The organism is Mycolicibacterium komossense (assembly GCF_025822605.1).
Taxonomy (GTDB): Bacteria; Actinomycetota; Actinomycetes; order Mycobacteriales; family Mycobacteriaceae; genus Mycobacterium; species Mycobacterium komossense.
In genome coordinates this window covers 75169-95971 of the sequence record NZ_JACKTY010000050.1, presented here as the reverse complement: position 1 = coordinate 95971, position 20803 = coordinate 75169, and the positions used below count along the sequence as shown (strand labels likewise).

Below are 20803 nucleotides of genomic sequence, written 5' to 3'. Positions count from 1 at the left end.
GCCGCGCCGTTCCGCAGATGTCGGTGGCCCCTGCTGACCGGAGTGCCGGCCGCGCGGGCCTTCGTCCGGTGTGGGGGGCTGAGCCGGGTTCTGCGCCTCGCCCTGGCTGTTCTCACGGACCGGCGCCGACGGTGGTTGCGCCGGGGCCGGGGCCGGCTGGGCCGGTGGCGGGGACCAGCTGGTGGGCTGCGGCACTGGAGCCGGCTGCTGACGTGGCGGTTCCGAACGCGGTGGCGGCGGCTGGCGACGGGGCTGCGGCGCGGGCGTCGGCTGCGGTTGGGGCTGAGGTGTCGGCGTCGGCTGAGAGGAGGGCTGTTGGGCGCGTAACCAGCCGCTGTCCTCCGACGGGCGTCGATGCGATCCGCGGTAATTGGCTTCAGGTCCGGGATCGAGCGAGGCATCGTCGCCCTGCTGACGCACAGGCGGACCGATCAGCGGCTCTTCCGGCACATCGATGATCGGGCTTTCGGCGGTGCGCGCGTTGTCGGTGTCGCGGACCGAGTCCGGTGGCACCGTGGTGATCCGGCTGCTGGTCACCCGGTCCGGTCGCGGCGGCTCCGAATTCCTCGTCCACTCCGCATAGGACCGGTCGGTCTCGATCGCCGGTCGGTGCGCCAAATCGGCGTCGAACAGAATCTCCAGATTCGTCCGGAGGGCCGCCAGTTCGGCCCGCAACGCGGCCACCTCGTCGGAAGCCTGCGCCCGCAGCTCCGCCGTCAGCTCACGACGCAGATGGGTCTCTACCGACAGCTCGTATTCGCGCCGCGCCGAGATCTCCCGATCGAGCTGGAGGTCGTAGACCAGCTTCAGATCCCGAACCTTGGCCTGATCGGTATCGCTTTGTCTGCGGTAGATCACCGACACGAACGCGCCGACCACGGCCGCCCACAACGCCAGGATGACGGCCAGCTTCAACAGCTCGACGCGATTGGTGAACACCAGGGCAGAACTGGCCGCGATGGCCAGGACCAGCAACACTGTCAACAGCAGCCAACCCGGCCTGCGGCCGCCGCGCCGAGCCCGGGCGCCGCGGGACAGAACGGTCATGCGCCGACTGTACCTGTGCGAGGTCACTGCGCGTGTCGTCGTGCTCCGGCGATTCCACTCGAGCTTGCCGAGGTTGGGCGCCCACCGTCAATCCAGCTCGCTGTCAGCACCTTCCAGATGATCCGTCGGTGACTTACAGCAATGCTGCAACCACAAGGCGGCGCCCGCCAGTGCGAGCGCAGACACCGCGGCGACGACGGCGCCGCCGGTGTCCTCGCCTGCCACCCGCAGGGTTTCGCGCCTCGGCAACAGATACGCCAGGACCCCGAGCCACCAGCCGGCGACCGCAGCGCCGACCCACGCCGAAGCGGTGGCGATCACGACACTGCGCGCCACCGCGATGGGATGCAATCGGCCTACGCCGACCCCGATCTCGCCGCTGGCGATCTTGGCCCTGATGTGAAAACCCCACCCCGCTTCCGCGACCGCGACCGCAGCCAGCGACAACCCGGTCCAAACCGTCAGCGGCGGGAAGAACCGATAGAGCAGCAGCACCAACAGGTAGCTGATCACCCCGGCGCCGAGGACCACCGCGACCAGGTCACGCTTTCTGGTCGGCCCCATCAGCGATCCGGGCCCGTCGGCAGACCGAGCACCACTCCCGTCAGCCTGACGCCGTCGCGCTCGGCGGCCGGTAGCTCGTCGAGCAGCCGCACCACCGAGCGAGTTTCACCGACGACAGTGATGTCCGCGGCGGGATCGACGGCCAGCCACGGGATCATCACGAAGGCCCGCAGGTGCGCCAGCGGATGCGGCAGCGTCAGGCCGTCTGCACGCGAATAGACCTCGTCGGCACCCTGATGACACGTCACCAGGTCGACGTCGAGGCTGCGCGGACCCCACTTCTGTCCACGCACCCGCTCGGCCGCCCGCTCCAGGTCCTGCGCGAACCGCAACCAGCCGGGTCCGTCCAGCTCGGGATCCTCGGCGATCACCACCGCGTTGAGGAAGGGCCCCTGATCGACGCCGCCCCACGGATCGGTCTCGTACACCGGCGACACCGCGCGCAACCGCTCCCCCAGCGCGTCGACCACCGACTGCAGCCGGGCCACCCGGTCACCCAGATTCGATCCGATGGACAGCACGACACGGCTCACAGGACATCTCCGGCGGGCACGACGGAACCCCGTAGCCCGCGCCGCGAGCGCCGCGCCACCACCGCGACATCGGCGAACGTCAAAGGGATCGGAGCCTGCGGTTTGTGCACCGTCACCTCGACGGCGTGCACCCGTTCGTCGGTCATCACATCCTCGGCAATTTCGGCGGCGACCGTCTCGATCAGATTCCTGGCCGGCCCACCGACGATATCGGCGGCGCGTGCAGCCAGCACACCGTAGTCATAAGTGTCGCTGAGGTCATCGCTGGCAGCGGCGGCGGCCAGCTCGAGCCACACCGTGATGTCGACCACGAAATCCTGGCCGTCGCGGCGCTCGTAGTCGAACACTCCGTGATTGCCCCGAACAGCCAAGCCGCGCAATTCGATTCGATCAGCCATCGCCACCCTCCGCCCAAGCTTGGACTACCTTGAGTGCGTCCACGGAGGCGCGCACATCGTGCACCCGCACACCCCACGCCCCGTTGACCGCGGCCAGCGCGGAGATGACGGCCGTAGCCGTCTCGCGGCCGTCGGGCGATCGAGCGGACCCGTCGGCATCGGCCAGCAGTGCACCGAGAAAGCGTTTGCGCGACGCCCCGATGAGCACCGGGATACCGATCGCGACCAGCTCGGGCAGCGCCCGGAGCAGCGCCCAATTGTGTTGTGCGGTCTTGGCGAAACCCAGACCCGGATCGATCACCAGGTTGGCCGCGTCGACACCGGCGGCCACTGCGGCGTCGACGGCCGCGAGCAGATCGGTCCGCACCTCGGCCACCACATCGTCGTAGGCCGGCACGTCGTGGGAATGCTCACCCGAGAGCGAGCGCCAGTGCGTCAGCACCCAGGGCACACCGGCCTCGGCGAGCAAACCGGCCATCGCCGGGTCGGCGCGACCACCCGAGACGTCGTTGACGATCGTCGCGCCGCTGTCGATTGCCGCCTTTGCGACGACCGCATGCATGGTGTCGATACTTACCGTAATTCCATGTGCGGCAAGCCCTTTGACGACCGGAACGACCCGGGCCAGCTCGAGCGCGGTGTCGACGCGGACCGCACCTGGTCTGGTCGACTCACCGCCGACGTCGACGATGGCGGCACCCTCGGCGACCAATCGCAGGCCATGCTCGACCGCACGATCCGCATCCAGGTAGCGTCCGCCGTCGGAGAACGAGTCGTCGGTGACGTTGACGACACCCATCACCTGCACGCCGGGCCTGATCGATTGCGTCATTTACGCAATATGAGATCCAGCGCCTCAGACCGGGATGCGTTATCGGTCTTGAACTGGCCCCGCACCGCCGAGGTGGTCGTGGAGGCGCCCGGCTTGCGGATTCCCCGCATGGCCATGCACAGATGCTCGGCCTCCATCACCACGATGACGCCGCGCGGGTCCAGTTTGCGCATCAACGCATCGGCCACCTGGCCGGTGAGCCGCTCCTGCACCTGGGGCCGCTTTGCGTAGAGATCGACGACCCTGGCCAGCTTCGACAACCCGGTGACCCGGCCCTCCACTCCGGGGATGTAGCCAACGTGCGCCACCCCGTGGAAGGCCACCAGATGATGTTCGCAGGTCGAGTACATCGGAATGTCCTTGACCAGCACGAGTTCGTTGTGATTCTCGTCGAAGGTGGTATTCAGGACGTCATCAGGGTTGGTGTACAGGCCCGCGAACATCTCCTTGTAGGCGCGCGCCACCCGCGACGGGGTGTCCAGCAGCCCCTGGCGATCGGGGTCCTCACCGATCGCGTACAGCAGCTCGCGAACCGCGGCTTCAGCGCGTTCCTGGTCGAACACCATCGATCCGTTCGCCAGTGCGGTACGGGAGTTCGGCTGCGTCATCGAAGCCCTTCGTTCGTGGTCACCCGTGCGTCGGCGGGTTGGGCCGACCTGCATCCTCGCCCGGCCGCTCACCGGGTGCCGCTCCAGGTTCCGGTTGGCCCTGTGGCGGATACGGCTGATACGGGTAGGGCTGCTGACCCGGATGGCCCTGCTGCGGCGGCCAACCACCTGACTGCGGACCGGCGGGCGGCGGCGGATACCAGTAACCCTGTGGCGGCGGGCCCGCGGGCGGCTGGCCCTGACCCTGCCCCTGTGGCGGCGGCCAGCCGGGGGCATGCCAACCCGCAGGTGCGCCGTAATCCGGGCTGGCCGGGTGCGGCGCGCCGTTGGCACCGTTGGAGCCATTGGAACCGTTGGTGCCGTTGGCTTTACGGGCCGCTTCGGCGATCGCCGTCTTGAAGGCCGGCTCCGGTACGGGCTTGGGCCATTCTTCGCCGCGCTCGATGGCGAGTTCACCCGGTGTCTTGATCGGCGGCTTGTCCGACGGAATGCGACCACCGAAATCGTCGAACACGGTGATCCGCGGCCGCTTCCTGACGTCTTTCAGGATGACCTCGAGTTCGGCGCGGTGCAGAGTCTCCTTCTCCAGGAGCTCACGTGCGAGCACGTCGAGCACGTCGCGGTTCTCGGCCAGGATCTCCCACGCCTCGGTGTGCGCCGCCTCGATCAGCTTGCGGACCTCTTCGTCGATCTCGCGGGCAACCTCGTGCGAGTAGTCGGCCTGGTTGCCCATCGTGCGACCGAGGAACGGGTCGCCGTGCTCGCTGCCGTACTTGACGGCGCCGAGCTTGGCGCTCATACCCAACTCGGTCACCATCGACCTGGCAATCTTCGTGGCCTGGTCGATATCGGAGACCGCGCCGGTGGTCGGCTCGCGGAACACCAGCTCTTCGGCCGCGCGTCCGCCCATGGCGAACACCAGCTGCGCGATCTGCTCGGAGCGGGTCCGCAGTCCCTTGTCCTCTTCCGGAACGGCGACGGCGTGGCCGCCGGTGCGACCGCGAGCCAGGATGGTGACCTTGTAGACCGGGTCGTAATTCGGCATCGCCCAGGCGGCGAGAGTGTGGCCACTCTCGTGATACGCGGTGATCTTCTTCTCTTCTTCGCTGATCAGGCGGCCCTTGCGACGGGGTCCACCGATCACCCGGTCGACGGCTTCTTCCAGCGCGGGCCCGGTGATGATGGTGCCGTTCTCGCGCGCGGTCAGCAGTGCGGCCTCGTTGATCACATTGGCCAGGTCGGCACCGGAGAAGCCGACCGTTCGCTTGGCCAGGCCTTCGAGATCGGCGTCGGGTGAGATCGGCTTACCCGCCGAGTGCACCTTCAGCACGGCGCGACGACCCGCCATGTCGGGGCTGGCCACCGGGATCTGACGGTCGAAGCGGCCGGGCCGCAGCAACGCGGGATCGAGGATGTCCGGCCGGTTGGTAGCCGCGATCAAGATGACGCCTGCGCGGTCACCGAAACCGTCCATCTCGACCAGGAGCTGGTTGAGGGTCTGTTCGCGCTCGTCGTGGCCGCCGCCCATGCCGGCGCCACGCTGGCGGCCGACGGCGTCGATCTCGTCGACGAAGATGATGCACGGGCTGTTCTGCTTGGCCTGCTCGAACATGTCCCGCACCCGAGAGGCACCGACACCGACGAACATCTCGACGAAGTCCGAACCCGAGATGGTGAAGAACGGCACCCCGGCCTCACCGGCTACCGCGCGCGCCAGCAGCGTCTTACCGGTACCGGGCGGACCGTAGAGCAACACACCCTTGGGGATCTTGGCGCCGAGGGCCTGGTAGCGAGAAGGATTCTGTAGGAAGTCCTTGATCTCGTAGAGCTCCTCGACGGCCTCGTCCACACCGGCGACGTCGGCGAACGTGGTCTTGGGCATGTCCTTGCCCAACTGCTTGGCCTTCGACTTCCCCATGCCGAAGCCCATCCGGCCGCCGGACTGCATCCGGGAGAACATCACGAAGAGGCCGACGAGCAGCAGCAGGGGCAGCAGATAGATCAGCAGCGAACCCAGCACGCTGCCCTGGTTGACGACGGTGTTGGTCTGGACACCTTTGGCGGTCAGCGAGTCGAACAGCGGCACGCCGTACCCGGTGGGGTACTTGGTCAGGATCTTGGTGGAATCTTGCGTATCGCCGTTGCCGTTCTTGAGCTCCAGGCGTAGCTGCTGCTCACGGTCGTCGATCTGGGCGCTCTTGACGTTTTCGCTGTTGATCTGGGCTAACGCCACCGATGTGTCGACCGGCTTGTAACCGCGGGTGTCATCGCTGAAATAGAAGAAGGACCAGCCGAGCAGCAGGACGACAACGATCGCCGTAAGTGTGCGGATCACGTTTTTTCGGTTCATCAAGCATCGACCGTGTCCGGCCAGGTCCTTTCGAGCGCGCGGGAGTACTTCAGGCTACCGCTACGCCAACGATCAGCGGTTCCCGCGCCCCTTACCGGCCGCCTCGGGGGGCGCCTTCCCGGCGATCGCAACCTGTGCTTTGGTGGGATCGTGCCGACACCGACCGAACGGTTCGTTGAGATGGGCAGGGTCCGGTTACGGGTGACCGAGGCGGGCACTCCCGGCGACCCCGTCGTCATCCTGGCGCACGGATTCCCCGAGCTGGCCTACTCCTGGCGACACCAGATCCCGGCGCTGGCCGCAGCCGGCTATCACGTGCTGGCTCCGGACCAGCGCGGCTACGGCGGGTCGTCGCGCCCTGAGGCGATCGACGCTTACGACATCCATGCGCTGACGGGCGACCTCGTCGCGCTTCTCGACGACGTGGGAGCTCAGCGCGCGATCTTCGTCGGGCATGACTGGGGCGCGATGGTCGTCTGGCACACCGCGCTGCTGCACCCGAGCCGCGTCGCTGCCGTCGCCGGCCTGAGCGTTCCGCCGGTACCACGCGCCAGGAGCCGGCCGACCGAAGCCTGGCGCGCGAAATTCGGCGAGGACTTCTACATGCTCCAATTCCAGGAGCCCGGGCCCGCCGACACCGCGATGGCCGCCGATCCTGCGGCCACGATGCGCGGCCTGTTCGCCGGCACGCCCGACGGACCACTGCCGCAGTGGATCACCGATGCCGAATTCGAGTACTACGTCACCGAGTTCAGCCGAACCGGATTCACCGGTGGGCTGAACTGGTATCGCAACTACGACCGCAACTGGGCGACGACATCGCAGCTGACCGACGCGACGATCACCGCGCCCGCCCTGTTCGTCGGCGGCACCGCCGACCCGATCCTCACGTTCATGCGTCCGGAGCGGGCCCGCGAGGTGGCGGTCGGCCCCTACCGCCAGGAGATGGTCACCGGCGCGGGCCACTGGGTGCAGCAGGACAGCCCCGACGAGGTCAACCGGATACTGCTGGACTTCCTCGCCGAGTGCAGACAGCTCAGGGAGTGGAGCTGATGCGTTCGGTGGTGCTGCGCGGTGGCCGGATGGTGGTTCGCGACGACGTGCCCGAACCGGTGCCGGAACAGGGGCAGGTATTGGTGGCGGTGAAGGCGTGCGGGATCTGCGGGTCGGACCTGCATTTCGCCAAGCACGGCGCGGAGTTGCTCGAGCTGTCCGATCAGGTGCGCAACGCACCGATGTCCACGAGCGACATCGATCTGGGCGCTGACGTGTTCATGGGTCACGAGTTCACCGCCGAGATCCTTGAGGCGGGTCCCGATACGCAGGCGCCACCGCCGGGGACGATCGTGACCTCACAGCCGATCCTGCTGGGGCACAATAGGATCGACCCGATCATCTTCAGCAACACTGCTGTCGGGGGCTATTCCGAACGAATGCTGCTGTCCGCACCGTTGCTGTTGACCGTGCCCAACGGCCTCGACCACCGGCGGGCCGCGCTCACCGAGCCGATGGCCGTCGGCCTGCATGCGGTCGGTCGCTCCGGGGTGCAGCGCGGTGAGGCGGCGCTGGTCATCGGCTGCGGCCCCGTCGGCATCGCGATCATCGCGGCATTGGCCGCTGCCGGTGTGGAAAACATTGTGGCCGCTGACTTTTCCCCGAAGCGACGGGAGTTGGCGGAGACGATGGGTGCCGCGCAGACGGTCGACCCGGCGCAGTCCTCACCCTTCGACCTCGTGCGACCCGCAGTCATCTTCGAGGCTGTCGGAGTGCCCGGCATCATCGACGAGGCACTGCGAATGGCGCCGATGAGCAGTCGGCTGGTGTCGGTGGGCATGTCGATGCAACCCGACACGGTGCGGCCGGTGTTCGCGGCGATGAAGGACCTCAGCGTGCAGTTCGTATTCGGTCAGACGCCGCGGGAATTCGCCGCCGCCCTGAACTCCATCGCCGAGGGCGATATCGATGTCACACCGATGAACACCGGCGAGGTCGACCTCGACGGCGTCGGCCAGGTGTTCGATCAGCTGGCCGATCCGGAGCGGCACTGCAAGATCCTGGTGACGCCGTGAGGCTCCTCGTCGGCGCCCGCCAGAACCGCTAGCCCTGATTGCGGCACTCCTCCTCATCACTCGTCCCTCGCTCTGCATCGTCGAACCGCTAGGCCTGATTGCGGCACTCCTCCTCATCACTCGTCCCTCGCTCTGCATCGTCGAACCGCTAGGGTGCCTGGCATGCCCATCGCCGGGAACACCTCACCGCTGCGTCGACTGTCCCTCGCCTTGCTCACGGGTTTGACGGTCTTGGCACTGTCCGCCTGCGACTCCACCCCGGCGCCGCCCGGCCAGAATCCACGCCAGGTCACGGTCGTGGGCGCCGGCCACGTCGAAGGCACTCCGGACACGCTGACGGCGAACTCCGCGATCAGCTTCGTGGCCGCCGATGTCACCACTGCGATGAACCAGACCAACGAGCGTCAACGGGCCGTCATCGACGCGTTGGTGGGCGCCGGGGTCGACAAGAAGGACATCAGCACCACCGGGGTGAGCCTGCAGCCGCAGTACGGCGGCGACGGCTCCGCCAACATCGTCGGCTATCAGGCCAGTAACACCATCGACGTCAAGATCCGCGATCTCGGCTCGGCGTCGCGGGTCTTGGCACTGATCGTCAGTACCGGTGGTGACGCCACCCGGATCAACTCGGTCAACTATTCGATCAACGACGATTCGCAGCTGGTCAAGGATGCCCGCGCGAGGGCGTTCAACGACGCCAAGGACCGCGCCGATCAGTACGCCCAGCTCTCAGGCCTGAAGCTGGGCAGGGTCATCTCGATTTCCGAGGTGGCCGGCGGCGGCCCCATCCCGCCGCAGCCCGCACCGATGCAACGCGCAATGGCCTCCGACGTGCCGCTGTCACCGGGGCAGCAGACGGTGAGCTTCTCGGTCACCGTCATCTGGGAACTCACCTAACCCGGCCAAGCCCCACCAGAGTGACGCTTGTGAATCCTGGGCGGAAAACGACGCGCGAAATCGCCGACGTTTCGCAACCGCCGGAATCCGGTCAGTCGGAGTAGACCTTCGGTTCCAGCGTGCCGATATAGGGCAGGTCGCGGTACCGCTCGGCGTAGTCCAGGCCGTATCCGACGACGAACTCGTTGGGGATGTCGAACCCCACGTATTGGATCGCGACATCGGTACGCACCGCGTCCGGCTTCCGCAGCAGCGTGCAGACTTTCAGCGACCGCGGGTGCCGCGTGGCGAGGTTGCGCAGCAGCCACGACAGCGTCAGACCGGAGTCGACGATGTCCTCGACGATCAGCACGTCCCGGTCGTTGATGTCGCGGTCGAGATCTTTGAGGATGCGCACCACACCCGACGACGACGTCGAGGACCCGTAGGAGCTGACCGCCATGAACTCCAACTGCGTGGGCACCGGGATCGCCCTGGCCAGGTCGGTGACGAACATGACCGCACCTTTGAGCACGGTGACCAGCAGCAGATCCTGCTCGCCCCCGTTCTCGCGGTGATCCTCGGCCACCAGCGCCGCGAGCTCGGCGGTTCTGGCCTTGATTTCATCCTCGGACAACAACACCGATTTGATGTCGCCCGGGTACAGCTCGGCAGTATGCGCTGGCACGCCCACAGCGTGCCACGCCGTGTCCATAAGAACCAACGGAACCTCAGACCAGCTCGCGGCGCAACGCCAACACGCCGCGTTTTCGCTCGGCGAAGAGCCGCTGCCGGACCAGTCCCGCGGCGACCGCGACACCGCCCTGTCCTCGCCACCCGGTGACCAGCAGCTCGACGGCGCGAATCTGTTTGTCCGTGAGCGCGGCGGCCCCGCCGGACAACAGCCACGCCCTGATCACGCGGCGGCGAACCGCCGCGGACAACGGCGTGAGTACCGCGATCTCCAGACAGTCACCGGTGCGGGCTTGCACCAGTGCGGCATCCGCGAGCGCGTCGAGAACGTCGGCGTCGTCCTGCAGAGCGGCGGCGGTCCTGGCCAATGCCTCGGCGACACCGCCGCCGAGCACGTCCTCCAACAGGGGCAGCACCTCGTTGCGCAACCGCACCCTGGTGAAGCGCGGGTCAGCGTTGTGCGGGTCGCGCCACGCGATGACGCCCAACTCGGCGCACGCCCCTTCGGTCTCCGCGCGCCGGATCTGCAGCAGCGGACGGCACCACGGCGGGTCGTGTGGCCTGATCCCGGAGATGGACCGCGGACCCGAACCGCGCCCCAGGCCCAGCAGCACCGTCTCCGCCTGGTCGTCGAGGGTGTGCCCGATCAGCACCGGCGCCCCGGCTCGGGCATCGTCGAGCGCTGCGTATCGTGCTGTGCGAGCGGCAGATTCGGGCCCACCAGCGGTACCTACCTGTACCGCAAGCACTTTCGCCTCGACGCAGCCCAGCTCGAGTGCCTGGCGCCGGGCAGTTTCGGCGACCTGGGCCGAGCCGGCCTGCAACCCGTGGTCGACGATCAGCGCCGTCGTCGGCAGAACGAGTGCAGCGGCCGCGGTCAGTGCGAGCGAGTCGGGGCCGCCGGACAGCGCGACGCACCAGCGTTCGGTGTCCGGCAGGAAGGTGGTGGCGAAAGCGCTTACCGCAGCCGTGATTCGGGGCACAGGCTGCGTCAGAGCACGCGGTCGATCCATTGCTGCGGGTCGTCGATCTCCTCGGGCAGCGGCAGGGTGTCCTGACTCGTCCAGATCGCGTTGAAGCGGTCCATCCCGACCCGGCCGACCACCTGGTCGACGAACGCCTTACCCCTGGTGTACTGCGACATTTTCGCGTCGATTCCCAGCAGCGCGCGCAGCACGCGTTGCACCGGCGACTGCTTACGGTTCCTGCGCTCCTCGAACCGGCGGCGGATGGTGGCCACCGACGGCACGACGGCGGGTCCGACGGCGTCCATGACGTGATCGGCGTGGCCTTCCAGGAGGGTGCCCAGCACCAGCAGCTGATCCAGCGCCTTGCGTTGCGGCTCGGACTGGATCGCGCGCATCACGCCCAGAATGCCCGCGGAATTGGGGCCGGACGAGGGACCGTCGACCCCGTTGCGGCGATCGCGGACCAACGTCCCGAGTCGACCGATCGCCCCGGCGAAATCCTCCTCGCCCTCGCGCGTGAGAACTCCCAGCGCCCCCGACATGTAGTCGGCCAGCCACGGATTCGCGGTGAACTGCACCCGGTGGGTGACCTCGTGCAGGCACACCCACAGCCGGAAGTCGGCGGGTTTGACGCGCAGTTGCCGTTCCACCGCGATCACATTCGGATACACCAGCAGCAGCACACCGCCGGGCACGCCGAACGGGTCGTACTGCCCGAGGATCCCCGACGACACGAACGCCAGCACGGCGCCGGTCTGCGCACCCGTCACTCGGCCGGTGACGAATCCCTTAAGGCCGGCACCCGCTTTGGCCCCGGACGCCGAGTCGGCATCGCCCGAGCCGCCCGTCATCACCCGCATCGATTCCGTCGCCGCGCGGATCCACTCGGGGCGGTCGACGATGCGGGCGTCGGGCACCGGTCCATCGGTGCTGAGCCTGGTGACATCCCGCACCGGTGGCTCGGCCGCGGTGGATGCCGCCGCCAGCTCGTCGATGGCCTGGTTGCGGGTGTAGTCGGTGGCCGGCGGCGCGGGCCTGGCCAGACGCCCACCGATATCAGCGGCGAACTGCCAGTCGACGGCACCGCCGACGGTCGGACCGCCCCGCGGTTCGGTACTCACGAGCCGCACCCGCAGGAGCGCAGCGTGGCGGCCAGGGCGTCGATCGCCAGGCGCCCGGTCGGCCCCGCATTGTTGGAGATGAACGCGAAGGTCAGCACGCGGCCGCCGGAGTCGGTGACGACCCCGGCGAGGGCGTTGGTGCCCGTCAGCGACCCGGTCTTGGCCCGCAGCCAGCCCGCCGACGCACGTTCGCTCGGCGGATCGAGGAAACGGTTGGACAGGGTGCCGCTGCCGCCCGCGATGGGCAGCAGGTCGAGCAGGGGCCGCAGCTTGGGCTGATCCGGCCCGGCCGCCTCGCCGACCACTTCGTCGAGCGTGGTCGCGGTCAGCCGGTCGTCGACCGACAGGCCGCTGGAGTCCACCAGCGTCGCACCCGCCATGTCGATGTTGGCCGACGTCAGGCGGGCAGTGACCGCCTCCACGGCCCCGGCGAAGCTGACCGGGTGCTGCGTCGCCGCGGCCACTTCCCTGGCAATCGCCTCGGCCATCACGTTGTCCGAATCGTTCATCATCTCGTTGAGTCGCTCGATCAACGGCGCCGACTGCACGGCCGCGAGCTCCTTACCGGAGGCCGGGCCCGGCGCAATCCTGACGGCCGCCGGATCGACACCCAGCGCGGTCGCCAATGCCCGGCCGGCATCCAGGGCCGGGGTCAGCGAGCGGCCCGAGTCCACCGTGGTCGGTTGGATGCGGCCGGCGTCGAGCATCACCGATTCCATCGGAGCGATATCGCCACCGTCGATATCGGCGGGATCCCAGCCGGGCGCCATCGTCGGCCCGCCGTAGAACGAGGTGTCGACCTGGACTGCCGTCACCTTGGTGCCGGTGCGGCGGACCTGGTCGGCCAGATCGCTGATGCGGGCAGCATCGCGGTACCAGGTGTCCTGCCCCGGCGGCGCCGCGGACAGCGTCGGATCGCCGCCGCCGACGAGCACGACCAGCCCGGGCTGCGCGGTCTGGTCGGCGGCCACTACGCGGGTGGTGACGCGGGCGTCACGATCAAGGGTGAGCAGCGCAGCCGAGCTGGTCAGAGTCTTGTTGGTCGACGCCGGCTGCATCGGGATGTCGGCGCCCTGTTGCCACAACACCGCTCCGGTGTCGGCGTCGGCGATCCGTCCGGTCAGTGCCCCGAGGTTCGGGTCGGCCAACGGCACAGCCAGCGCCTGAGTCAGGCCGTTGGGAGTCGGGACCGGAGCCTCGTCGCCGATCGGCACCACCGAAGGATTTGCGGCAGCGGGAGTCGGCGCCGGCGGCGACTGCGCCTCGCTGGTGGTGCGTCCACCGGTCACCAATGCCGCGACCGCGATGACCGCTCCGACCGCGATCAGCACGACGACGCCGATCACGATATGCGTGGATCGCCGCCACCGGGTGGGACGCATGGTTCTCCTGGACTGGCTGAAGGAGCGGAGCTGGGGACTGCCCGTACTGCAGGGTATCGCTCCACTAGGGTTTCACCCGACGACCGCAGACTCATACAGGCAAGGAGCCGTGACGGTGGAATTCGACGTGACGATCGAAATCCCTAAGGGACAGCGCAACAAGTACGAGGTGGACCACAAGACCGGACGAGTCAGGCTGGACCGCTACCTTTACACGCCGATGGCCTACCCGGCCGACTACGGCTTCATCGAGGACACCCTCGGTGAAGATGGCGATCCGCTGGATGCGCTCGTGCTGCTGCCGCTGTCGGTGTTCCCGGGTGTCCTGATCGAGGCCCGGCCGGTCGGCATGTTCAAGATGGTCGACGAGGCCGGCGGCGACGACAAGGTGCTGTGCGTACCCGCCGGTGACAAGCGCTGGGATCACATCCAGGACATCGGCGATGTGGCGAAAGATGAACTCGACTCCATCCAGCACTTCTTCACCCACTACAAGGACCTGGAACCGGGCAAGTTCGTCAAGGGTTCCGACTGGGTGGGGCGGGCCGAGGCCGAGGCCGAGGTGCTGCGCTCACGGGAGCGGTACGTCCCGCACTCGCACTAAAACCACTTCTCAGCAGGATTTAGCGCGGCCGTAACACGCGGTAACGCGCGCGTGGTCTGGCCCTTCGATCATGACGGGGTGCTACTGCATCAGGGGATCGGTCTGGAGGCGTTCAACGCGCTGCCAGAGCGCAAGGCCGTGCACGCGCTCTACGAGTGCTGCAACAGCGTGACGCTGGCCCGTGACCTTGCGCGCTCGCGTCCCTACCCGGATCACGACGCGCTGTTCCGTCGCGCCGATGCGCTGTTGTTCGAGCTTCCCGAGGACTGTGTCGACATGATCCTGGAAGGCTGCCCCGACGTGGGCCGCCGCCCGCGCAGCGCCAAATCCCAGGCCGAGCAGTGCTCGCTATGGGATGACGACGCCACGGTGATGGCCGAGCTCTGGACGGCGGCGGGCACCTACCTGGACCAGTTCGGCTTCCGGTTCGTGATGTATGTCGGCGGCCTGGGCACCTCCGATGTGCTGACGGCGATCTCCGATCGGTTACACCACACGTTCGAGACCGAACGCAAAGTGGTCCGCAACGAGCTGGCCAAGATCAACCGAACCCGGCTCGAGCGGATGCTGGGACCCGAAGGCGGCTACCAGAACTGGTGAACCGGGCGCGATGATCCAGTTTCGTTAGGCTGATGCCGGTGAGCACACCACCGCCCGGCCCCGCCGCTCAGCCACATTTCCTGTCTCTTCCCGACCTGGCGGCCCGCCCCGCCGGTGGCAGCGTGGTGTGGGCGAACGACGATCTGTTCGCCGAGCGGGAGAACCTGATCAACCCAGCACCGGCCGAGTTCCGGCCCGCGACGTTCGGCCACAAGGGTCAGATCTACGACGGTTGGGAGACCCGGCGGCGCCGCGGCGCCGGAGCGGACGCCTACGATTCGGCAATCGTACGCCTCGGGGTCCCGGGGATCGTGCGCGGCGTGGTCGTCGACACCGCCTGGTTCACCGGTAACTATCCGCCGCAGATCTCGGTCGAGGCGGCGCACTTCACCGGCTACCCGGCGGTCAACGAGCTCCTCGAAAAGACCGACTGGACAACGCTTGTCGAGCGCGTGGACGTCAACGGCGATACTCGCAATCCGTTCAAGGTCGACTCGCCATCTCGCTGGACCCACGTTCGGCTGTCCATCTACCCTGACGGCGGCGTGGCGCGGTTCCGGGTCCATGGCGAAGGCCTGCTGGACCCGGAATTCGCCGAGAACGTGACCCTCGACCTGGCTGCGCTGGAAAATGGTGGCCGAATCACCGCCTGCTCCAACATGTTCTACAGTTCACCGAACAATCTGTTGCTGCCGGGTACGGCCCGCACGATGGGTGAAGGGTGGGAGACCTCGCGCCGCCGTGACACCGGAAACGATTGGGTGCAGGTGCATCTGGCGAGTCAGGGCGTCCTCAACGCTGCAGAGATCGACACGTCCTATTTCGTGGGCAACGCGCCTGGGTCGGCTCGGCTGTCGGGCCGCGACGGTGACGGCGGCTGGTTCGAGCTGCTGCCGATAACGGAGCTGCTACCAGATACCCGGCACCGTTTCCTGATCGACAGTGACCGTCCGGTCACCGACGCACGCCTGGACATCTACCCCGACGGCGGCATGGCGCGGCTACGCCTGTTCGGTTCCCTCACCGAGGCGGGCTTGCAGACGGTGCGCCATAAATGGGAAACCAGCGCCTAGCCGAAGCCAGGCGCTGGTTCAGGTCCCGCGTACTGCTATTTGGCGCTGGAAGCGCCGGCGGCCGACTTCGCGGCACCGCTCGTCTTCTTGGTGTCGCTGTGCTTGACCGGCTTCGGGGCTGACGAAGCGGAATCGCTACCCGCGTCTGTTCCGGTGGATGCGTCGGTCTTGGACGGGGACACCTTCACCTTGCCCCCACCGACCTGGTTGTCCACCGCACTCTGGAGCTGCTTGAGGAAGCCACCGGCGGGCGTCGCCTTCTTGGCGTCGACGCTCGGGGTGGCGTTGGGCAGTGCGGTGGCCGTCTCGGTGCTGTCCGCCGCCGTCTCGATGGCGTCGGTCTTGACCGCCGCGGCCTTCGCTGAGTTGCTGGTTGCACCGCCGGTGACGAACTTGCCCACCACCGCGGCGTCGTACTGCAGTGACGCGGTAACCGATGGGGCCAGCCCCTGCAGGGTGGTGTTGGCCGCGGCGAGGTTCGTCTGGAACGTCGGCGCGATCTGCTCGAACTGTCCGTTCACCAGCTGCGTGGCGACCGTGCTGCCGACCTTGATGTAGGCGTTGACGGCGTTGAAGACCGAAACATACTGTGCCGCAGTCAACGGGAACCCGGTCGGCAGCGCCAGCGCACCCGTGGTGCCCGCCGCGAAGATGTTGTTGGCGGTCTGGATCTGCAAACCCAGCACATCCAACAGCGTCGGATCGGCCGGCAGTGCGCTCGCCGTCGCGTTCGAAACGGCCAGTGCCTTGGTCTGCACGGCTGCCGAGCCGGCCGCAGCGGTCGCGGACGGGGTGGTGAAGAAGTTCCCGATGACGCCGAGGTCGTACTGCAGCGACGCGGTGATCGACGGGGCGAGGCCCTGCAAGGCGGTGTTGGCCGCGGCAAAGTTCGTCTGCAACGACGGCGCGATCTGTTCGAACTGTCCGTTCACCAGCTGCGTGGCGACGGTACTGCCGATCTTGATGTAGGCGTTGAGCACGTTGAAGATCGAAACGTACTGCGCCGCAGTCAGCGGGAAGCCGGCGGGGAGCGCCAGCGCTCCGGTGGTACCCGCCGCGACAATGTTGTTCAGCGTCTGGATCTGCAGACCCAGCACCTCCAACAACGTCGGATTCGCCGGCAACGCTGCCGGAGTGACCGCCGAAGCCGCCAGCACCTTGGTCTCGACTGCTGCCGAGCCTGCCGCTGCGCTCGGAGTCGGGTTGGCGAAGAAGTTCCCGATAACGGTGAGGTTGTACTGCAGCGAGGCCGCGACCGACGGGCCAAGACCCGCCAGCGCAGTGTTGGCCGCGGCGAGGTTGGTCTGGAACGAGGCCGGGATCTGCTCGAACTGTCCGTTCACCAGCTGCACGGCAATCGTGCTACCGACCTTGATGTAGGCGTTGAGAGCCTCGAAGATCGACACATACTGAGCCGAGCGCCAACGCACCCGTGGTGCCCTCGGCGACGATGTTGTTGATCGTCTGGATCGGCAGACCCAGCACCTCCAACAGAGTCGGATTGGCCGGCAGCGCAGCAGGAGTCGCGGCCGATACAGCGACCGTCTTGGTGTCCACGGTGGCAGCGGAATCAGCTGTCGGTGCGACAGTCCCAGTGCCCAGGGAGGCAATGAAGGCCTCAATGACGCTGAGGTTGTACTGCAGTGAAGCAACGATGGAGGGCGGGAGTCCCTGCAGCGCGGTGTTGGCCGCGGCGAGGTTCGTCTGGAACGAGGCCGGGATCTGCTCGAACTGTCCGTTCACCAACTGCACGGCAACGGTGCTGCCGACCTTGATGTAGGCGTTGAGAGCCTCGAAGATCGACACATACTGAGCAGCGCCAACGCACCCGTGGTGCCCTCGGCGACGATGTTGTTGATCGTCTGGATCGGCAGACCCAGCACCTCCAACAGAGTCGGATTGGCCGGCAGCGCCGTCGAACTCGCCGAGACTGCTGCCGCCAGCTTGACCGCAGCCGCGGACGCTGACAGCTCGTGCCCGCGGGCACTGCCGAGACTGCTTCCATCGGGGACGGCGAGAGGTGCAGCGAGGCATACCGCGCACAGTGCAGCGGCCGTGGGCTGCATCAACATGGTCCTCACGAGAACTCCTTTTAGGCGTTGAGGTGACTGCGAATAAACGTACACCAGCAAACTCGTAATAGCAGCAAACTCACGTCATATATTGATCAACATCAATTGTCTTATGAGCGAATCTTCGAAGCTAAGAAGCCAGGTGATCGCCGCCACTGGATGACGATTCATAAGAATTTACTCCTCCATTCACAGTGACGGCACTCACCTGGCAGACCTTTTACAGCAATCTCTTTTGCGCCTTTACTCCTCCCGCGGGAAGTCACTCACCCAGCAGGCGGTGGCGGCACGACGGGCAGGATCGGTGCCGCCGGATCGACAGGAGCCGGCGGTGCCGCCGGATCTGGCAGGTACTGCTCCAGTCCGGGCGGGATGTTGGTCCCCGGAGGCGGAGCGGTGCCCGGCAACGGCTGACCCAACTGCTCCTGCGGCGCCTGGCCGAGCAATGCGCCCTTCAAATTGCCGTTCTTGTACAGGTCGTGCCACTGCTTGAGGTAGTCGATCCGGCCCAGGTGATCGTTTTCTTCACCTGGCGCCACCCCGACCTGCGTGCCCTGACCGGGCGCTGCGGGCTTCTCGTTCTGCGGCATCACGTAGGCGTTGTTGATCGGATCGAGATTGATCGGCGCCCCCGGGACACCCTGACCGGGCGCGGACGGAATCTGGTTCTGGCCGAGCAACGCCTGCGGGCTGGTGTCGACGGTCTGTGGAACACCCAACGCACCTGGTCGCGGTTCAGACCCGTTCTGGGCCAGAATGTTGAAGCCCGCGGGTCCGAGCGGTGCACCGAGGACCGGAATGCTCGGTCCAGGCGGTGGCGGTGGCTCGGGTGCCGGGGCCGGTGCTGCGGGATCGACTGGCAACAACGCCGGGTCGGGCGGGGGCGGGTCGGCGGCGGCGGTCGCCATCGAGGCGACCGCCGCTCCGACCGCTACCGCACCGAACACGGCGAGGTTGGCCACCGCAGTCCTGAGAGCCACAATCAGACGCTCTTGGTGACGCCGTAGTAAGCGACGACGTCGTCGGTGTCCGTCGTGGAACTGGTCAGCGTCGCGTAGGAGCGCAGGAATGACTGACCTGCGCAGCCGTCGAGCTTGATGTGGACGTCCTTGAGGGTGACGCGCGCAGGCGCAGCCTTGAAGGTCTTCTTGTCCACCGAGACGTTGGTGACGCTGCCCGGCTTGAGGTGGATTTCCAGCGTGCCCGAGATCGGGAAGTTGATACCGGTGGGGATCAGACCGCCGGTGATGTTCGAGCCCGAGGTACCGATGCCGACCGAGCCGATGAGCCTGACCTGGCCCAACTCGATACCGCAACCGATCTGGTAGCCGGCCTCCAGCACACCGCCGGCCAGCGTGGTCTTGCCGCTGCCGGTGACGGTACCGGTGAAGGTGCCACCCACCAGGTACTCACGCGAGGAGATGGCCGTCGTCAGTGGCGCCACCGGAAGCTCGGTCTCATCCTTCGCGGCGACAGTAAGTACCCAGCCGTCCGGCGTGGTCACGACGCCCGGCTCGGAGGACGCGACGACACCGGTGTCCGGCGGCGGCCCGGGATCCACCGCCGGGTCACCGACGGGCTGGACCGCGGGGTCCGGGGGCGGTGGATCGGCCAACGCCAGAGGCGCCGCAGCGATCGGGGCCAACATGCAGACAGCAGCCAGGGTGGCGCCGACGGGCTGGACCGCGGGGTCCGGGGGCGGTGGATCGGCCAACGCCAGAGGCGCCGCAGCGATCGGGGCCAACATGCAGACAGCAGCCAGGGTGGCGAAACGATTCAACATACTTGTAGTGGCGCCTCTCGTGGTCGAATCCAAGGGGATCCAGAGAAATAACGTCTCGTCCGAATCCAAAGAATCCAAGGGATCTGTCGCGTCGAATCATGGACGGGCCGGGTTTCCAAACGGTGAACTGAATACCAACAAATCACGCCACATTGCAATCCAGTGAGCGTTAGGAGTGGCCCAATTTCTGCGAGTTTGCTGTGAATTTCCCCGTATTCGTGCGTTGCCGCCGGAGTTCGGAAAACGGCAGCCAGCGGCCATCGCGAGGGCTGGGCCCGGCCGGCGATACGGCGACGCAGAGACCCCACCCGCAGGGAATGCGAGAGCGACGTTGCGGCTACTCGAGGGCAGGAAAGGGCCGGCCTCGCGCGCAGCGGGTTCACGGCCATAGCGTGCGCGCATCAAACGGCACGCGGATCCGGGTAAAGGGCACGGTCGCGTACAGATCACGCGCCGGCAGCAGAAAACAGCGTGGCTGAGCCGGCCAGGCCGGCTCAGCCACGCTGGGTGGATCGGTGTTTCGGACAGCCCTGTGTCAGACAGCCTTGGTGACGCCCAAGTAGGTGATCACGTCGTCGGTGTTGTCGGTGGAACTCGTCAGCGTCGCGTAGGAGCGGATGAACGACTGGCCGGCGCACTGGTCGAACTTCACGCGGACACCGGTGATGGTGACGCGGGTTCCGGTGCCCTTGAACGACTTCTTGTCCAGGGGAACGATATTCACGGTGCCGGGCTTGAGATACACCTTGCCCTGCAGGCTGATACCGGTACCGAAGGTCGGGGTGTTGGCGCCGGTGAACGGGATGCCGATACCCGGGGTGAAGCTGGCGCCGGGGTTGATCTCCTCTTCATCGGAGACGATGCCGCAGCCGATCTGAACCCCGGCCTCCAGGGTGCCGCCGGCGAGCTTCGTCTTACCGGAGCCCGACACCTTGCCGGTGAAGGTGCCACCCACCAGGTACTCGCGCGAGGAGATGGCCGTCGTCAGTGGCGCCACCGGGAGCTGGCTCTCATCGGAGCCGACTACTGTCACGGTCCAGCCGTCCGGAGTCACCAGCACTCCGGGAGGTGCGGACGGCACGGCGCCGGTGTCCGGCGGCGGGCCCGGGACGCCGACGGGCTGGACCGCGGGGTCCGGGGGCGGTGGATCGGCCAACGCCAGAGGCGCCGCAGCGATCGGGGCCAACATGCAGACAGCAGCCAGGGTGGCGAGACAGCAGCCAGGGTGGC

23 protein-coding genes are annotated in these 20803 nt (G+C 67.2%); 6 read left to right on the top strand and 17 right to left on the bottom strand.

Features of this window, described 5'->3' with window-relative positions; all coding sequences use genetic code 11:
- The 7 genes from H7J73_RS31680 to ftsH all read right to left on the bottom strand — a co-directional run.
- A partial coding sequence (locus tag H7J73_RS31680) for a DUF6779 domain-containing protein (protein WP_264071795.1) occupies window positions 1–1047 on the bottom strand: 1047 nt, incomplete at its 3' end.
- A gap of 87 nt (window positions 1048–1134) precedes the next feature.
- Window positions 1135–1611: a DUF3180 domain-containing protein gene (locus tag H7J73_RS31675; RefSeq protein ID WP_264071794.1), complete on the bottom strand. Its 477-nt coding sequence runs from the start codon at window positions 1609–1611 to the stop codon at window positions 1135–1137.
- Window positions 1611–2144, bottom strand: a complete 534-nt coding sequence (gene folK, locus H7J73_RS31670) for a 2-amino-4-hydroxy-6-hydroxymethyldihydropteridine diphosphokinase (protein WP_264071793.1) — start codon at window positions 2142–2144, stop codon at window positions 1611–1613. The genes H7J73_RS31675 and folK overlap by 1 nt, the downstream gene beginning before the upstream one ends.
- On the bottom strand, window positions 2141–2542 hold the full coding sequence (gene folB, locus H7J73_RS31665; protein WP_264071792.1) for a dihydroneopterin aldolase: 402 nt from the start codon (window positions 2540–2542) through the stop codon (window positions 2141–2143). Before folB ends, folK begins: the two co-directional genes overlap by 4 nt.
- On the bottom strand, window positions 2535–3374 hold the full coding sequence (gene folP, locus H7J73_RS31660) for a dihydropteroate synthase (protein ID WP_264071791.1): 840 nt from the start codon (window positions 3372–3374) through the stop codon (window positions 2535–2537). Before folP ends, folB begins: the two co-directional genes overlap by 8 nt.
- A complete protein-coding gene (gene folE, locus H7J73_RS31655) occupies window positions 3371–3982 on the bottom strand; it encodes a GTP cyclohydrolase I FolE (protein WP_264071789.1) in 612 nt (203 codons plus the stop codon). The genes folP and folE overlap by 4 nt, the downstream gene beginning before the upstream one ends.
- A gap of 19 nt (window positions 3983–4001) precedes the next feature.
- On the bottom strand, window positions 4002–6332 hold the full coding sequence (gene ftsH / locus H7J73_RS31650; RefSeq protein ID WP_264071809.1) for an ATP-dependent zinc metalloprotease FtsH: 2331 nt from the start codon (window positions 6330–6332) through the stop codon (window positions 4002–4004).
- Between the two features lie 180 nt (window positions 6333–6512).
- Here ftsH and H7J73_RS31645 point away from each other — a divergent pair, with 180 nt between their 5' ends.
- The 3 genes from H7J73_RS31645 to H7J73_RS31635 all read left to right on the top strand — a co-directional run bounded on the left by H7J73_RS31645 (window position 6513) and on the right by H7J73_RS31635 (window position 9298).
- Window positions 6513–7385 carry an alpha/beta fold hydrolase gene (locus H7J73_RS31645; RefSeq protein ID WP_276032032.1) on the top strand — a complete coding sequence of 291 codons (873 nt, stop codon included), beginning with the start codon at window positions 6513–6515 and terminating at the stop codon, window positions 7383–7385.
- Window positions 7385–8401, top strand: a complete 1017-nt coding sequence (locus H7J73_RS31640; RefSeq protein ID WP_264071787.1) for a zinc-binding dehydrogenase — start codon at window positions 7385–7387, stop codon at window positions 8399–8401. The genes H7J73_RS31645 and H7J73_RS31640 overlap by 1 nt, the downstream gene beginning before the upstream one ends.
- A gap of 162 nt (window positions 8402–8563) precedes the next feature.
- Complete coding sequence (locus H7J73_RS31635) at window positions 8564–9298, top strand: SIMPL domain-containing protein (RefSeq protein ID WP_264071786.1); 735 nt, start codon at window positions 8564–8566, stop codon at window positions 9296–9298.
- Window positions 9299–9389: 91 nt separating this feature from the next.
- Here H7J73_RS31635 and hpt read toward each other — a convergent pair whose 3' ends face one another.
- The 4 genes from hpt to dacB are packed head-to-tail and all read right to left on the bottom strand — an operon-like array spanning window position 9390 to window position 13441.
- A complete protein-coding gene (hpt, locus tag H7J73_RS31630) occupies window positions 9390–9992 on the bottom strand; it encodes a hypoxanthine phosphoribosyltransferase (RefSeq protein ID WP_264071785.1) in 603 nt (200 codons plus the stop codon).
- 16 nt (window positions 9993–10008) lie between these two features.
- Entirely contained in the window at window positions 10009–10983 is a 975-nt protein-coding gene (tilS, locus tag H7J73_RS31625) for a tRNA lysidine(34) synthetase TilS (RefSeq protein WP_264071784.1), read from the bottom strand.
- Window positions 10962–12059, bottom strand: a complete 1098-nt coding sequence (locus tag H7J73_RS31620; RefSeq protein WP_264071783.1) for an Rv3626c family coenzyme F420 biosynthesis-associated protein — start codon at window positions 12057–12059, stop codon at window positions 10962–10964. The genes tilS and H7J73_RS31620 overlap by 22 nt, the downstream gene beginning before the upstream one ends.
- Window positions 12056–13441, bottom strand: a complete 1386-nt coding sequence (dacB, locus tag H7J73_RS31615) for a D-alanyl-D-alanine carboxypeptidase/D-alanyl-D-alanine endopeptidase (protein ID WP_264071782.1) — start codon at window positions 13439–13441, stop codon at window positions 12056–12058. Before dacB ends, H7J73_RS31620 begins: the two co-directional genes overlap by 4 nt.
- A gap of 115 nt (window positions 13442–13556) precedes the next feature.
- Between dacB and H7J73_RS31610 the strand changes: the two genes are divergently transcribed.
- Genes H7J73_RS31610 through alc form a run of 3 tightly spaced genes read left to right on the top strand, consistent with a single transcriptional unit; the run spans window position 13557 to window position 15718 of the window.
- Window positions 13557–14045: an inorganic diphosphatase gene (locus H7J73_RS31610; protein WP_264071808.1), complete on the top strand. Its 489-nt coding sequence runs from the start codon at window positions 13557–13559 to the stop codon at window positions 14043–14045.
- A gap of 51 nt (window positions 14046–14096) precedes the next feature.
- Window positions 14097–14645, top strand: a complete 549-nt coding sequence (locus H7J73_RS31605; RefSeq protein ID WP_264071781.1) for a 2-oxo-4-hydroxy-4-carboxy-5-ureidoimidazoline decarboxylase — start codon at window positions 14097–14099, stop codon at window positions 14643–14645.
- A 38-nt stretch (window positions 14646–14683) separates the two neighbouring features.
- Entirely contained in the window at window positions 14684–15718 is a 1035-nt protein-coding gene (gene alc / locus H7J73_RS31600) for an allantoicase (RefSeq protein ID WP_264071780.1), read from the top strand.
- Between the two features lie 35 nt (window positions 15719–15753).
- On the opposite strand, the gene H7J73_RS31595 is transcribed toward alc, so the two are convergent.
- The 6 genes from H7J73_RS31595 to H7J73_RS31570 all read right to left on the bottom strand — a co-directional run bounded on the left by H7J73_RS31595 (window position 15754) and on the right by H7J73_RS31570 (window position 20762).
- Window positions 15754–17124, bottom strand: coding sequence for a hypothetical protein (locus H7J73_RS31595; RefSeq protein WP_264071779.1), 1371 nt, complete (start codon window positions 17122–17124; stop codon window positions 15754–15756).
- The gene (locus tag H7J73_RS31590; protein ID WP_264071778.1) at window positions 17081–17524 is read right to left on the bottom strand and encodes a hypothetical protein; all 444 of its coding nucleotides are present in this window, start codon (window positions 17522–17524) and stop codon (window positions 17081–17083) included. The genes H7J73_RS31595 and H7J73_RS31590 overlap by 44 nt, the downstream gene beginning before the upstream one ends.
- Complete coding sequence (locus H7J73_RS31585; RefSeq protein ID WP_264071777.1) at window positions 17458–17799, bottom strand: hypothetical protein; 342 nt, start codon at window positions 17797–17799, stop codon at window positions 17458–17460. The genes H7J73_RS31590 and H7J73_RS31585 overlap by 67 nt, the downstream gene beginning before the upstream one ends.
- A gap of 257 nt (window positions 17800–18056) precedes the next feature.
- Window positions 18057–18770 (bottom strand): hypothetical protein, encoded by a 714-nt coding sequence (locus tag H7J73_RS31580; protein ID WP_264071776.1) that lies wholly within the window; start codon window positions 18768–18770, stop codon window positions 18057–18059.
- A gap of 2 nt (window positions 18771–18772) precedes the next feature.
- Window positions 18773–19438, bottom strand: a complete 666-nt coding sequence (locus tag H7J73_RS31575) for an MspA family porin (protein WP_264071807.1) — start codon at window positions 19436–19438, stop codon at window positions 18773–18775.
- 670 nt (window positions 19439–20108) lie between these two features.
- Window positions 20109–20762, bottom strand: a complete 654-nt coding sequence (locus H7J73_RS31570) for an MspA family porin (protein WP_264071806.1) — start codon at window positions 20760–20762, stop codon at window positions 20109–20111.
- Window positions 20763–20803: the final 41 nt, after the last annotated feature.

What these genes read in the sequence shown, in the direction of transcription:
- H7J73_RS31675 (WP_264071794.1), bottom strand. Translation starts at nt 1,611, where the DNA reads ATGGGGCCGACCAGAAAGCGTGACCTGGTCGCGGTGGTCCTCGGCGCC.
- folB (WP_264071792.1), bottom strand. Translation starts at nt 2,542, where the DNA reads ATGGCTGATCGAATCGAATTGCGCGGCTTGGCTGTTCGGGGCAATCAC.
- folP (WP_264071791.1), bottom strand. Translation starts at nt 3,374, where the DNA reads ATGACGCAATCGATCAGGCCCGGCGTGCAGGTGATGGGTGTCGTCAAC.
- folE (WP_264071789.1), bottom strand. Translation starts at nt 3,982, where the DNA reads ATGACGCAGCCGAACTCCCGTACCGCACTGGCGAACGGATCGATGGTG.
- ftsH (WP_264071809.1), bottom strand. Translation starts at nt 6,332, where the DNA reads ATGAACCGAAAAAACGTGATCCGCACACTTACGGCGATCGTTGTCGTC.
- H7J73_RS31645 (WP_276032032.1), top strand. Translation starts at nt 6,513, where the DNA reads ATGGGCAGGGTCCGGTTACGGGTGACCGAGGCGGGCACTCCCGGCGAC.
- H7J73_RS31640 (WP_264071787.1), top strand. Translation starts at nt 7,385, where the DNA reads ATGCGTTCGGTGGTGCTGCGCGGTGGCCGGATGGTGGTTCGCGACGAC.
- H7J73_RS31635 (WP_264071786.1), top strand. Translation starts at nt 8,564, where the DNA reads ATGCCCATCGCCGGGAACACCTCACCGCTGCGTCGACTGTCCCTCGCC.
- hpt (WP_264071785.1), bottom strand. Translation starts at nt 9,992, where the DNA reads ATGGACACGGCGTGGCACGCTGTGGGCGTGCCAGCGCATACTGCCGAG.
- tilS (WP_264071784.1), bottom strand. Translation starts at nt 10,983, where the DNA reads ATGGATCGACCGCGTGCTCTGACGCAGCCTGTGCCCCGAATCACGGCT.
- dacB (WP_264071782.1), bottom strand. Translation starts at nt 13,441, where the DNA reads ATGCGTCCCACCCGGTGGCGGCGATCCACGCATATCGTGATCGGCGTC.
- H7J73_RS31575 (WP_264071807.1), bottom strand. Translation starts at nt 19,438, where the DNA reads ATGTTGGCCCCGATCGCTGCGGCGCCTCTGGCGTTGGCCGATCCACCG.
- H7J73_RS31570 (WP_264071806.1), bottom strand. Translation starts at nt 20,762, where the DNA reads ATGTTGGCCCCGATCGCTGCGGCGCCTCTGGCGTTGGCCGATCCACCG.